This window comes from Kribbella sp. NBC_01245 (genome assembly GCF_036226525.1).
GTDB lineage: Bacteria > Actinomycetota > Actinomycetes > Propionibacteriales > Kribbellaceae > Kribbella.
This window is the reverse complement of the sequence record NZ_CP108487.1, coordinates 4,885,105-4,897,508: the sequence shown is the minus strand read 5'-3', so window position 1 is coordinate 4,897,508 and position 12,404 is coordinate 4,885,105. Positions and strand designations below refer to the sequence as shown.

Genomic DNA, 12,404 nt, shown 5'->3' with positions numbered 1-12,404 from the left:
GAGCAACGAAAGCGGCCCGGCAGTCACGAAGACTGCCGGGCCGCGCTACTTCACGGCGCTTGCGGTGGCGTGCGCGCTACCTCTAACGGGCGTCAGGTCTACTGTGCGCAGCGGTTGGTCTCGCCAGGCTGGTGATCTCGCTGGACCGACACCGGAGGTTACAAATGTCCGTCACACGGCGCCTCGTCGCCGCTGCAGTGACCCTGCTCTCGCTCGCCCTTGTTGCCACACCTGTACAGGCCGCGACCGATGATCCACTTCGCGCGCTGGATCGCCATGCCCAGCCGATCCTGGGTGGCCTCGAGCGCTCGGTGGGCAAGGCTTCGATCGTCGGTGTCGGGGAGGCGACGCACAGCAGTCACGAGTTCTTCACGATCAAGCACCGGATCTTCCGCAAGCTCGTGGAGAGGAAGGGGTTCAAGACCTTCGCACTCGAGGTCGCCTGGAGCACCGGGCTTCGTCTCAACGACTACGTCCTGCAGGGCAAGGGCGATCCGGCGGACATTCTGCGCGCCGAGGACCAGGTCTGGGCGACTCGCGAGTACGTCGACCTGCTGAAGTGGATGCGCGCGTACAACCGCAGTCACAGCGCCAAGCTGCAGTTCATGGGCAACGACCCGGTCTATCCGGGCACCCCGGTATTCGCGGAGGTCACCCGTCATGTCGGGCCAGCGCTACTTCAGGAGTACCAGCGACTGCAAACCCGTCTGCGGCTCGGAACGACCCAGGCCGACGCGTGGCGTGATGCCTACACTCAGCGGCCGCTCGCGGAGCGCAAGGCACTCGCCGCGGATGCCGCGTCCATGCACGCTGAGCTGGCGCGCGTATCCCGGAACGCGTGGGCCGTCCAGAACGCGCTGATCATCGCGCAAACCCTGCACCTATTGGCCTTCGACTTCACCCGGCCCGAGCAAGAGGCGCCGCGGGCGATGCTCTTCCGCGACCGCGCGATGGCTGACAACGTGACGTGGTGGCACCGGTACACCGGCGAGAAGATCGTGCTTTCGGCGCACAACGGCCACATTGGTTACGTCAGTGCCGATCCGTACTACCCGAAGCTCCAAGGTGCGTTCCTGCGGGACCAGTTGGGCCGCGGGTACGTCAACATCGGCTTGTCCTTCAATCGTGGCGGCTTCAACGCCCAGGACGATGACGGCAATTGGCGGGTGTTCCGGCTTGGTGCCGCTCCGGCCGGGTACAACGAGCACACCCTTGACCAAGTCCGATACCGCGACTTCCTCATCGACACCCGTACGGTGCCCGCCGCCGCGCGGAGGTGGCTCGACGAGGCGAGGCTCACCCGCGATATCGGCACGGCCTATCCCGATCAGGACCTGCGGATCGCGCTTGGCCGGTCGTACGACTTGGTCATCCACATCCACCGGGTCACCCCGGCACGGCTACTTGACGGCCCCAGCGGTCACGCCGGCGACAAAGTGGCGCTGCGCTAGCAGGAAGCCGATCACGACCGGGATGCTGACGACCAAGGCGGCCGCCATGATCTGGTTCCAGTAGACGTTGGTCTGGGTTGAGTACTGGCGGAGGCCGACCGACAACGTTCGGTTGGCCTCGGTCGTCATCACCGAGGCGAAGAGGACCTCGCCCCACGCCGTCATGAACGAGTAGATCGCGACGGCGATGACGCCCGGCCGGGCCGCCGGCAGTACGACGCGGGCGAGGGCGCCGAGCGGGCCGCACCCGTCGACCAGGGCGGCTTCGTCGAGCTCACGCGGGATGCTGTCGAAGTAGCCGACAAGCATCCAGATCGAGAACGGCAGGCTGAAGGTCAGATAGGTGACGATCAGCCCCATCCGGGTGCCGACGAGTTGCAGCCCGATCGAGTTGTTGATGTTGACGAAGATCAGGAACAACGGCAACAGGAACAGCACACCCGGGAACATCTGCGTCGACAACACCGAGGTGGTGAAGGTGCCCCGGCCGCGGAACCGGAAGCGCGAGACCGCGAAGGCCGCCAGGATCGCGACCGCCACACTCGCCACGGTCGCGACCACGGCGACGATCGTGCTGTTCACGAAGTACCGCGCCAACGGCACCGTTCGCCACATCTCGATGAACGGCTCGACGGTCACGTTGCTAGGCCACCAGCTGAACGCACCTTGGACGTCGCTGAGTGGTTTCAGCGATGACGTCGCCATCACGTACAGCGGAATCACCGTGAAGACGCCGAGCACGGTCAGGACGACCGCGCGATAGACCTTGAAACCTGCGGTGTCACGCACGACGCGACCTCCGGTTCGTGATGACGAGATAGACCGACGTGACGACGAGCAGGAACAGCAGCAGGAGTACGGACATCGCCGCACCCGAGCCGAAGTTCCAGGTCAGGAATGACGCGTTGTAGATGTGGAAGGTGATCAGGTCACCCTTCGGCGGCTGCGCCGTACCGAACAGCACGTACGGCGTGTTGAAGTCGCTGAACGTCCAGAGGAACAACACGAGTACCAGCACCAGGTTGACCGGCCGCAACGACGGCAGCGTGATGTTGCGCCACTGCCGGACCGATCCCGCGCCATCCACCGACGCGGCCTCGTAGACGTCTCGCGGAATGCTCTGCAGGCCGGCCATCAAGGTGAGGAAGGCGAACGGCCAGAGCCGCCACACCGCCACCGTCACCAACGACGTCAGCGCATTGCCGCCGAGCAGCCAGAACGGCCGGTCCGACATCACGCCGAGGTTGTCGACCAGCACGTGGTTCACCACGCCGGTATCGCGTTGCAGCATGAAGTTCCACGTCAGGATGCCGGCATACGCGGGCAAGGCGTACGGGACCAGGAACAACGTGCGGACGAAACTCCGGCCTTTGAAGGTTGGTTGCAGGGCGACCGCCGCGGCCATGCCCAGGCACCACGAGATCGTCACCGTCAGCAGGGAGAACGCGATCGTCACCAGGAACGACCGCAGCAACCCCTGGCCGACGGTGCCGTTCAGGTCGACCGCGATCCGGTAGTTGTTGAACCCGGCCCAAGGCGCGGCCGACCAGTTCGCGATGAAGAACTTGGTCAGCTTGACGAAACTCATCCAGATGCCGACCACCATCGGGATGATGTGGATCAGCAGTTCCAGTAGTACGGCCGGGGCGAGCAGCAGGTACGGCAGCCAGCTCTTCTGTCCCGGCTGGCGCGGCGGGCGCCCCCGAACTTGTCCTTGCGCCCGCCGCCGCGTCTCGACAGCGACAGCCATCAGCCGCCCGCCGTCACCTGGTCCTGGGCGTCCTTGAGTGCCGCCCGCACATCGTCGGCGGTCACCGTGCCACCGGTCGCGATCTTGGCGAACATCGCGTTCATGGCCTTACCGACCGTGCTCTCGTACTGGTCCTCGGCCGGCACCAGCGGCAGTGGCTTCGACTTGTTCTCGTAGATGTCCTGGAAGATCTTGGCCTCGGCCGGGTCATCCGTGAACGCGGGCGTCTCACCCTTCAGCACCGGCAGTGACGCGAACGGCTTACCCAGCGTCTTCTGCGTCGCGGGGTCCGTCATGTACTTGACGAACTTCAGCGCCGCGTCCTTGTTCTTCGTGTTCTGGAAAATCGACAGGTTGATGCCCGCCACGTGCGACGCGACCTGCTGCCCACCGGCCGGCGCCGGGAAGGCCACCACGCCGTACTCGCTGCTCTTCATGCCGTTCGCGACGATCGAGGAGGCGGCGTTGTTCTGGTTCAGCACCATCGCGACCTTGCCGGTGGCGAAGTCGTTGACGGCCTTGGTGCCGTTGTCGTACTGCGCGTTCGACGTGTTCGCGACCTTGTCCTTCTGCATCAGGTCGAGATAGCGCAGTACGCCGTTGACGTTGCCGTCCTCGGTGAACGTCGGCTTACCTTCGGCGTCGAACCATTCGGCGCCGTTCTGGGCGCCGTTGATGAAGGCGAAGTGCACGTTCTCGGTGTAGCTGCCGGCGGCCAGCGCCATGCCGTACACCTTCTTGGCCGGATTCGTCAGCTTCTTCGCGGCCGCGACCATTTCCTCCCAGGTCGTCGGCGGCTGCAGCCCGGCCTGGGCGAACATCGCCTTGTTGTAGTAGAGGCCGTACGCGAGGCCGTAGAGCGGCACGGACGTCGGGGGCTTGCCAGCCGCGCCACCGGTCGCCAGCGCCGTCTCGACGAACTTCTCCTTGCCGCCGATCGCCTTCATGGCCTCGTCGTCGAACGGCAGGAAGGCGTCGGTCGCCTGCAGGGACGCGGCCCAGGTGTTGCCGATGTTGAGCACGTCCGGCGCCTGGCCGGAGGTGATCGCGGTCTGGATCCGGGTCTGCAGGTCGTTCCAGCCGATCACCTCGAGGTTCACCTTGACGCCGGTCTCGGCGGTGAACTTGTCCAGCACCGGCTTCAGCACCTGCTTGTCGTTGTCCAGGCTCGTGCCCTGATTGCTGGCCCAGTAGGTCAGGGTGTCACCGCCCGAACCGCTGTCGCCATTGCCGTCACCGCCGCACGCGGTCAGGCCGATCCCCAGTGCTGACACCGCTGCCGCGGCGATGAGCGAGCGCAGTCTCACTTCGGACTCCTTTTAACGGGTCCGGTCATCCTTACCGAACCGGTTCAGTATGGGAACCCAAACCGGTTCAGTCGACCCAGCTTCGTTACCTGTCCGTAATCTCCAGCCGGGACGCCCGCGCCTGCAAATAACGCTGTTCGGCCACACTCAACGTCGCCCGTGCCGCCAGGCGGTACGCCTCGATCGCCGCACTGGTCTCGCCGGCCCGCTCCAGCAGATGAGCCCGTACGGCGTCCACCCGGTGACCGCCCGCCAGCTCCCCGAGCGCGCGCAACCCAGCCTCCGGCCCACGCACCTCCGCGTACGCGACGACCCGGTTGAGCGCCACCATCGGCCCGGGCGCGATCGTCGCGAGCAACTCGTACAACCCGAGGATCTGCACCCAGTCGGTGTCCTCCGCCCGCGCGGCCTCGTCATGCAACGCGGCGATCGCGGCTTGCAACTGGTACGGCCCGGGCGTAGAAGTCTTGAGCGTGCGCGTGATCAGCTCACTGCCCTCCGCGATGAGCGCGCCATCCCACTTTCCGCGGTCCTGTTCGGTCAAGGGCACAAGGTTGCCCTCGGCATCGGTCCGCGCCGGCCGTCGCGCATCCGTGAGCAGCATTAACGCCAGCAGCCCGGCGACTTCGCCGTTATCGGGCAGCCTTTCGCGTACCTGCCGGGTAAGCCGAATGGCCTCGGCCGACAAATCCACCCGCTGCAGCGACGGCCCCGAGCTGGCCGTGTAGCCCTCGTTGAAGATCAGGTAAAGCACGTGCAGTACGCCGGTAGGGTCGACCACCTCGGGCAGGCTGAACGACGCGCCCTTGAGCTTGGCTTTGGCCCGGCTGATCCGCTGCGCGATGGTCGCCTCGGGTACGCCGAAGGCCCGGCCGATCTCGGCCGTGGTCAACCCGCCAACGGCCCGCAACGTCAACGCCACTTGCGAACTCGTGGTGAGCTCTGGGTGGCAGCACATCATCAGCACGTTCAGACTGTCGTCTACCGCTGACGTTTCTGGCGGTTCGGGCGTCGCCAGAGCGGCAGCCTCTTCCCGCTTTTGCCGCGCGGTCTCGCTCCGCCAGATCTCCGTACGACGCCGGGCCGCGACCGTGATCAGCCAGGCCTTCGGGTTATCGGGCAGTCCCTCCTCCGGCCACTGCGTCGCCGCCGCCAGGAGCGCCTCCTGTACGGCGTCCTCGCACAGGTCGAACCCGCCGTACCTGCGCGTGAGTGCCGCGAGGACCTGCGGCGCGAGCTCTCGGAGCAGGCCGTCGATCACAACAAGTCGCCCAGCTCCCGCGTCGGCCGCACCTCCACGATGCCGAACGACGCCTCCGGAATCCGCGCGGCCGACTCGATCGCCTGATCCAGGTCGTCGCACTCCAGTACGTAAAACCCGGCCAGATGCTCTTTGGTCTCCGCGAACGGCCCGTCCGTACTGAGCACCTGCCCACCTGGCCCGACCTTCACCTGTTTGGTCTCAGCCGGATCCGCCAGCGGTGCCGTGGCGACTAGCTGCCCCGACGACTCCAGGTCCTTCGTCAACTCCGCGTAGTAGTCGAGCCCAGCCGACTTCTGCTCCTTCGGCATCTCCTCCCACATCTTGCGAGTCTCGGGATTGCCGTAGATCAGTACCAGGAACTTCACCGGACCTCCATGCAAATGTCGAGAACGAGCCCTCGGCTCCTACGTAACAGGAGAGTAGGTTCACAAAGAAGGAGGAAGTGTCATGTTCGAGCAGACAAAAGCTTTCAGTGGGTTCTCGGTTGACGACATCCCAACGGCGAAGCGGTTCTACGGCGAAACGCTCGGCCTGAAGGTCTCCGAGGAGAACGGCATGCTGCAACTGCACATCGCCGGCGACCGGAACACCCTGGTCTATCCGAAGGACAACCACGAGCCGGCCACGTTCACCATCCTGAACTTCCCGGTGGACGACATCGATCAGGCCGTGGCAGACCTGACCGCTAAAGGTGTCACCTTCGAGCAGTACGAGATGACGGACGCCAAGGGCATCGCGCGGGGGCCAGAGGGTCCGCCGATCGCCTGGTTCAAGGATCCGGCGGGCAACGTGCTGTCGATTATTGAGCTGCCGGCCACTTGAACATCTCGCGGATACCTTCGGGCGGTGCCATCCGGTCCGCGCCGAGCTCGATCCGCGTGACCGCGTTCGCGTAGTCCATCGGCACATACGGCTGGTGCATCTCCGGCCAAAGGCGCCGCATCCGGGCCATGCCACCGAACGACGCGCTCTCGTCCTGCAGCACCATCGGGTCGCCGTACACCCCGGGCTGCAGGCCGAGAGAGGCGCCGTAGAAGATCGCTGAGCTCATCCGGTTCGAGGCGACGCGGCGGAACTTGCGCAGTGTCGCCAGCTGGCGATGCAGGAACTCGTGGTCCGTGTCCTTCCAGTGCAGCCCGCGATAGCCGTGCGTGATGACCTCGAACCCGGCGTTCTCGTAGATCGCGCGCACCTCGGGCATGCGGTACTCGTGCCAGTAGAGGCAGACCGTGATCGGGCCCTCCTCCTTCTCCTTGATCTCGTGCACGAGGCCTTCGTGGGAGCCGTCGACGTGCTGCCCTTCCCAACCGTGGAACGGGTAGAAGATCGTGCCGGCCGCATCCGGTGCCTGTGTCGCCAGCTCGGACTCGATCTCCAGCAAGTACATCCACGGCGCACCGACGACCGCGTAGTTGCGACGGCCCATCGCATGCCCGCGGCGGCGCACGCTGTCGGACCAGACGAACTTCGGCATGCCCTCGCCGAAGGCCGTACCGACCGCGAACCCGTCCAGGATGTTCCAGCCGTGCTGCAGGTATCCCCAGATCCGCTGGCCCTGCTCGAGTCCGGCGTACTGCGCCATGATGTGCGCGTGCCCGTAGAAGTGGTTGGCGTGGTGCATATCAGGCGCCCTTACCGGGGATCCGCCGGGTGAGCGCGCGCAACTTGGTTGCGGGGCGCAACACCATGCCGCCGACGCGATAGGCCCGCGAGCCGCGGATCCGGTTGACCGTCACCTCGAGCCAGCTCACCTGGGCCCGCAAATCCTCGATCTCGGCCGACAACCTGGTGATCGTCGCCGCCGCCTCCCGAAGCCCTTCTGGCAAAGGGATCTCGGCCACCGCGGCAAACCCGCCCTCGACCGCTACTTCGGCGTCGAGTTTCGCGGCGGCTTCGAACATCGCCTCGTCACACTCGATCCCCGCACCAGCGGCCAGCCGCGCCACCAACTCCTCCGGCCGCGCACCAGCCGGCCAAGGCGAACGAACGCCCGCCGCCAACTGCCGTACGGCGTACCGCGTGAGGTTGCGCACGGCAACAACCTCGGCATCCGCCTTGACCTTCAGGCCCCAAGCCGAATCCAGCACCGTGAAACCGTCGCCAACCACAACATTGTCCGGTACGGCGACGAGCGCGTTCTCCAACGTCGCAAGCCACTCGACGTACCCAGAGGCCAATGTCTGCAGGGTCTCCTGGTCGTCAACCCGGCACGCGGCCAGCAGCCGATCCTCCAGCAAAACCCCGGCCGGTACGGCGATTTCGTCGCGACCGTCGAGCGCTCGCCCGGGTGCGGGCTTTCCGCTCACCACCCTGCGGGCCCAACGTCCGCCTTCGTGACGATCGAGCGAAAGCACCAGCGGCTGGTCATCGGCACCTGCCTCGGCCGCGAGCACCGCGGGCAGCCCGTCCGTCGTACCGCCGATCACGAACCACCACGCCGGCGCCAACGACAACCCGAGTCCATTCGCCACCACCGCACGCGTCACGTGGCGCGGATCCGTGAACGCCTCGGCCGGATCAACGGCTGCCGCGATCGTGGCCTGCAGCAACGGATCGTCCGCGTGCTCCGCCAACAGGACAGCGTCAACGGTGAGCCGCGGCTCGAGCGCGTTCGGGTATACGGCGAAGGTGGCCTTGCAACCAAGGGCTTTCTCGACCTTGGCCAATCCCGAAGGCGGCTCGGCGCTAACGAGTCGCGGCCAGGCGTCGTCCGTCGGTAGACCGGTATTGGTTGCCGTGATCAACTCACCGAGCCCAAGGTTGTTGCCAACCGCAAGGACCAACTTGCCACCTGGTTTGACCAACGACTGCAGGGCTTTCACCGATTCGGACCACGCGAGCTCATTACTGTCCGGCCCGAACAACCTCGCGATGCCGTCAAGCGCAACCACCACGTCGTACTCCGCGGCGCCCTCGACCCGATCCAGGCCCCCACATGTCACCTTCGCCGTCGCGAACTTCCCCGCGAGCGCGGTCGCGTCGTCCGCCGAGCGCACCAGCAGATCGAGTCCACCCGCGCTGGCTCCGACAGCGGTCAGCAGGTCGAGACTGTGGGGCCCGGCGACCAGGACGCGATCGGTGCCGGTGATCAACGACCTCAGCAGCGGGATGGCGACCGGACCGGCCATCGCGGCCGGACCGCTCGCCGGATCGAGATCCGACCACTCGAGGATCTCGCCGCCGATCAAGCTGAGCCGTTCGTTCATACCGTTTGCCCTCCGGGCGCGTAGTAGTCAGAGCTGTCGCGGCACGCCGGGGCGCTGGTCAATCGCCGCACAAGGTCTTCGCCGTCTTCGACCAGCAGGGCGTCCCCGCGGTCGATGGCCGGTCCGAGGTACTCCCAGCCGGGCAGTTTCACCACCACGGTGCGGCAGCCCAGCACCATGCCCTCGAAGAGCGCGGTGGTGGAAACGCCGACCTGGTAGCGGGCGGCGGTCAACAGGTCGTTGGTCGTCTCGCCCGCTCCCGCCGAGAGCCTGAGGTTCTCCGGGAGCTCGGTCTTTTCGTAGTCGGAGAGGTGCTCGCTCGGATGCAAGCGGTAGACCACCTTGAGCTCGGGCCGCTTGTCCGCAAGGTGAATCGCCACCGGCAACAGGAAAGAGCCGATCGTGCCTTGGGAGGCGACGAGCACCAACGTCGGGTCCTTGGCCTTGGCCTCCGCCTTGGTCAGCTGCCGGATGAACGGCGCGCCCGCGACGCGTGTGGTCATGCCCGCTGGGAGCTCGACGTTCTCGGTCCAGTACTTGCCGAAACACCACAGCTCGTTCGGCTGGTCCGCGACCTCGGGACGGCCGGGATAGCTGTAGCCGAGGTGGAACGGGCTCATCGCGCCGTGCTGCAGCTCGACCACGGGGATACCGAGATCGCGCGCGGCGGCGACCACGTGCTGATGGAAGTACGCGACGACGACGTACACCGTGCCGGGCCGGACCTTGCGGAACAAGGCGCGGTAGACGGCTCGCAGGCGACGGTGTTTGGTCAGCTCGCGGGTGACCAGTCCGTTGATCGGGACCTTGATCCCGGTCAGACGCTGCAGCTCTTCCTCCACCTGGGCGGCCTTGTTGGCGTCCGCGGTGGACAGGCCGATGCGCAGCTTCTGGCGCAATTTCGCCTCGGCATTCGCCATGGAGGTGAAGAAATCAAGCGTGCGGCTGCCCGGCAGGGGAGACCCGTTGATCGAGGTGTCGAGGACCAGCGCCTTGTCACCGAGGCTCTTCAGTGTGGCGTCGGAGTAGATGTCGACGCCGTTCACCTTGCGGTGATGCGGCACCACGACAGCGTCGTACCCACGCCTGGTGAGGAACGGGTTCTCGCGCAGTAAGGCGGTCAGGTGATGCATCACCAGCTTCGCCTTGGCCTCGCGGCTGCGGCGGACGGGATGCGGGTCGCCATGGATGCCGGAACGCCGGCTGAGCTCATGGAACACGCGCATCCGGATCACGGGCCAGACGTGCACCCCGTTGATCTGCCAGTCAAGCAGGGCGAGTTGGGTCTCCGCCGTCCACACGGCCCGGCACACCGTCGCCACCGACAGTTCCATGGACCGTCCGGTACTCGTCATGGTTGATCCCCACTATGCCCGCGAGACTGCCGATCCCCGAGAAGAACCGCCGGAACCCCTTCAACAGCCATGGTTTCCTGGCCAGCACCAGACCGCCGAGCAGATACACGACCGACGAGGCGAGTCGCGCTGAGGCGAACGCCACGACACGCAAGTAGCTGCCCGGTGGCGAGCCGATTAACAACCGGCTGATGGTATCACCGCTGCCCGAGCGGAAGGCCCGCCGTCGCAACCAGGCCAGCGTTGTCCGCGATGCCGGTACCTGTTCGGTGATGACCGCTTCCTCGCACCACACGATCCGGAAACCGGCCTGGTGCACGCGAAGGAAGAAGTGCAGATCGCTCGACCCGGTGAACCGGAACGCCGGATCGAATCCCGGCGTCACCTGGTGGTAGACCTTCTGCACCACCAGGGTGTTGTTGGTGTAGGCCTTGTCGAGCTCGTCCCCGGTCTGGTGCTTACCGACCGAGTTGTGCACGTCACTGTGGTAGTTCCACGCCGGTGCGCCTTCGGGCAGGATGCCCTTGATCGGCCCGGTCACCACGTCCGCTTTGGTCTGCTGCCAACAGGCTAGGAGCGCCTGCAACCAGCCGGGCGGCGCTTCCTCGTCATCGTCCACGAAGATCAGCGCGTCGTCGTTCCAGGCCAGCTGGACCGAACGCTCGCGCGCGAACGGGATGCCCGGTTCGGCCTCGACCGCCGACTCGATCGGATAGCGCGCGTCCTTTGAGGCTTCGGCGATCACCTCGGCGGCCGAACCGGCGGCGTCGTTGTCGACGATGACGACGCGTACGTCGTACGCTGCGGCAGTTGCGGGCTCAAGCTCTTGGCTCTGCAGACTGGCGAGCAGTTTCGCGAGCAGGTCGGGCCGTCGGCAGGTGATGATCGCGATCGCGATGCTCTGCCGGCCGTCCGGAGCCGCCGTGGGCGTGGGTTCCACGGCTGCACAATAGAGCCTCTGCCCTGATAGTGACCAGCCGACCACCCTCTGTACTCCTGGTCGGGTTGGACGGTACGGCCAGTAGGGTCGGTCGGCGAAAGTCATTGCAGTCGACTCGAGAGGACTTCATGCTCCGCCACACCCTCGCCGGCCTGCTTGCCACGGCGACCGCGATCGCCGTGCCCGCCGCACAGCCGGCCCCCGCACAGGCCGCCGCGACCGCGCCCGCGCAGCTGACCGCGATCAGCTGCTCGACCGCCGCAACCGGCTCCGGCCGGTTCTACGACGGGCCTTCCGCCTCGAAGATCTACGACGCGAAGTTCAGCGCGGGCCCGTTGGTCGCTCAGCTCGGCACGCACACCCCGCAGGGCGCGGCCACCTGGTTCAACTGGGACGGGCCGAACCGGAACCTGCTGCTCGTCACCTCGTACCGGACCAACGCGCGCTCGCTGATCATCGGCATCAACCCGGGCACCGGCAAGACTGTCGGCGTTGTCGCGATCGCCGCTTCGCATGTTGGCGGCATCACCGTGAGCAACGGCTGGGCGTTCGTCCAGGGTGGCAACTCGGGCAGCAACGGCACGATCCGCAAGTACCGGTTGTCGGAACTGCGCACGGCGATGAAGAAGGCCGGCACGCCGTACCTGAAGCAGGTCGGCACCGCTCGGGTTGTGTACGGCGCCTCGTTCATCTCCAGCTATGGCGGCTACCTGTGGTCGGGCCGGTTCCAGGAGAAGACGCGCGGCAAGATGTACCAGTACAAGATCAACGCCAACGGGTCGCTCACCACGATCAACCGCGCGTGGGAGGTGCCGACCAAGACCCAGGGTCTGCTGGTCGCGAAGAACCACTTCATCTTCAGCACGTCGTACGGCCGGACCAACCGCAGCAACCTGTACGTCGTACGCCGCGGTCAGCCTGACCTCGACCGGGCCCGGCTGAAGTGCTTCCGCGCGCCGAGCATGTCCGAGGGCATGACCGAGCTCGGCGGCCGGGCGTACCTCGTGTTCGAGTCCGGATCGCACCTGTACCGGTCCGACCCGCGGACGCTTAACGTCATCCCGCGTCTGCACAAGACCCCGCTGTCCGCTTTGACCGCGATGGTCTGATTGCGTGGGGACGGGCCCGGCG

The 12,404-nt window shown here is 66.1% G+C and carries 12 protein-coding genes; 3 read left to right on the top strand and 9 right to left on the bottom strand.

The features are described 5' to 3' along the window. The first annotated feature begins 164 nt into the window (after positions 1-164). Positions 165-1,451, top strand: a complete 1,287-nt coding sequence (locus tag OG394_RS22055) for an erythromycin esterase family protein (RefSeq protein ID WP_328988913.1) — start codon at positions 165-167, stop codon at positions 1,449-1,451. Here OG394_RS22055 and OG394_RS22050 read toward each other — a convergent pair. The 5 genes from OG394_RS22050 to OG394_RS22030 all read right to left on the bottom strand — a co-directional run bounded on the left by OG394_RS22050 (position 1,401) and on the right by OG394_RS22030 (position 6,137). Further along, positions 1,401-2,240: a carbohydrate ABC transporter permease gene (locus OG394_RS22050; protein ID WP_328988912.1), complete on the bottom strand. Its 840-nt coding sequence runs from the start codon at positions 2,238-2,240 to the stop codon at positions 1,401-1,403. The genes OG394_RS22055 and OG394_RS22050 overlap by 51 nt on opposite strands. After that, positions 2,233-3,201 (bottom strand): carbohydrate ABC transporter permease, encoded by a 969-nt coding sequence (locus OG394_RS22045; protein ID WP_328988911.1) that lies wholly within the window; start codon positions 3,199-3,201, stop codon positions 2,233-2,235. The genes OG394_RS22050 and OG394_RS22045 overlap by 8 nt, the downstream gene beginning before the upstream one ends. Then, a complete protein-coding gene (locus OG394_RS22040) occupies positions 3,201-4,508 on the bottom strand; it encodes an ABC transporter substrate-binding protein (protein ID WP_328988910.1) in 1,308 nt (435 codons plus the stop codon). Before OG394_RS22040 ends, OG394_RS22045 begins: the two co-directional genes overlap by 1 nt. Positions 4,509-4,593: 85 nt before the next feature. Continuing rightward, on the bottom strand, positions 4,594-5,769 hold the full coding sequence (locus tag OG394_RS22035) for an RNA polymerase sigma factor (RefSeq protein ID WP_328988909.1): 1,176 nt from the start codon (positions 5,767-5,769) through the stop codon (positions 4,594-4,596). Beyond that, positions 5,766-6,137 (bottom strand): YciI family protein, encoded by a 372-nt coding sequence (locus OG394_RS22030; protein WP_328988908.1) that lies wholly within the window; start codon positions 6,135-6,137, stop codon positions 5,766-5,768. Before OG394_RS22030 ends, OG394_RS22035 begins: the two co-directional genes overlap by 4 nt. Before the next feature lie 82 nt (positions 6,138-6,219). On the opposite strand from OG394_RS22030, the gene OG394_RS22025 reads away from it, so the two are divergent. Further along, positions 6,220-6,594: a VOC family protein gene (locus tag OG394_RS22025; RefSeq protein WP_328988907.1), complete on the top strand. Its 375-nt coding sequence runs from the start codon at positions 6,220-6,222 to the stop codon at positions 6,592-6,594. On the opposite strand, the gene OG394_RS22020 is transcribed toward OG394_RS22025, so the two are convergent. From OG394_RS22020 to OG394_RS22005, 4 genes are read right to left on the bottom strand one after another with little or no spacing between them, the layout of a single operon-like run. After that, positions 6,572-7,393 carry a hypothetical protein gene (locus tag OG394_RS22020; RefSeq protein ID WP_328988906.1) on the bottom strand — a complete coding sequence of 274 codons (822 nt, stop codon included), beginning with the start codon at positions 7,391-7,393 and terminating at the stop codon, positions 6,572-6,574. The two genes, OG394_RS22025 and OG394_RS22020, sit on opposite strands and share 23 nt — an antisense overlap. 1 nt (position 7,394) lies before the next feature. After that, the gene (locus tag OG394_RS22015; protein ID WP_328988905.1) at positions 7,395-8,978 is read right to left on the bottom strand and encodes a hypothetical protein; all 1,584 of its coding nucleotides are present in this window, start codon (positions 8,976-8,978) and stop codon (positions 7,395-7,397) included. Then, complete coding sequence (locus tag OG394_RS22010) at positions 8,975-10,333, bottom strand: hypothetical protein (RefSeq protein WP_328988904.1); 1,359 nt, start codon at positions 10,331-10,333, stop codon at positions 8,975-8,977. Before OG394_RS22010 ends, OG394_RS22015 begins: the two co-directional genes overlap by 4 nt. Then, entirely contained in the window at positions 10,245-11,273 is a 1,029-nt protein-coding gene (locus OG394_RS22005; protein WP_328988903.1) for a glycosyltransferase family 2 protein, read from the bottom strand. The genes OG394_RS22010 and OG394_RS22005 overlap by 89 nt, the downstream gene beginning before the upstream one ends. Positions 11,274-11,401: 128 nt before the next feature. Between OG394_RS22005 and OG394_RS22000 the strand changes: the two genes are divergently transcribed. Then, positions 11,402-12,382, top strand: coding sequence for a hypothetical protein (locus OG394_RS22000; RefSeq protein ID WP_328988902.1), 981 nt, complete (start codon positions 11,402-11,404; stop codon positions 12,380-12,382). Positions 12,383-12,404 lie beyond the last annotated feature (22 nt).

Coding starts and splice junctions, on each gene's coding strand:
- OG394_RS22055 (WP_328988913.1), top strand. CDS start 165: ATGTCCGTCACACGGCGCCTCGTCGCCGCTGCAGTGACCCTGCTCTCG.
- OG394_RS22045 (WP_328988911.1), bottom strand. CDS start 3,201: ATGGCTGTCGCTGTCGAGACGCGGCGGCGGGCGCAAGGACAAGTTCGG.
- OG394_RS22025 (WP_328988907.1), top strand. CDS start 6,220: ATGTTCGAGCAGACAAAAGCTTTCAGTGGGTTCTCGGTTGACGACATC.
- OG394_RS22020 (WP_328988906.1), bottom strand. CDS start 7,393: ATGCACCACGCCAACCACTTCTACGGGCACGCGCACATCATGGCGCAG.
- OG394_RS22015 (WP_328988905.1), bottom strand. CDS start 8,978: ATGAACGAACGGCTCAGCTTGATCGGCGGCGAGATCCTCGAGTGGTCG.
- OG394_RS22010 (WP_328988904.1), bottom strand. CDS start 10,333: ATGACGAGTACCGGACGGTCCATGGAACTGTCGGTGGCGACGGTGTGC.
- OG394_RS22000 (WP_328988902.1), top strand. CDS start 11,402: ATGCTCCGCCACACCCTCGCCGGCCTGCTTGCCACGGCGACCGCGATC.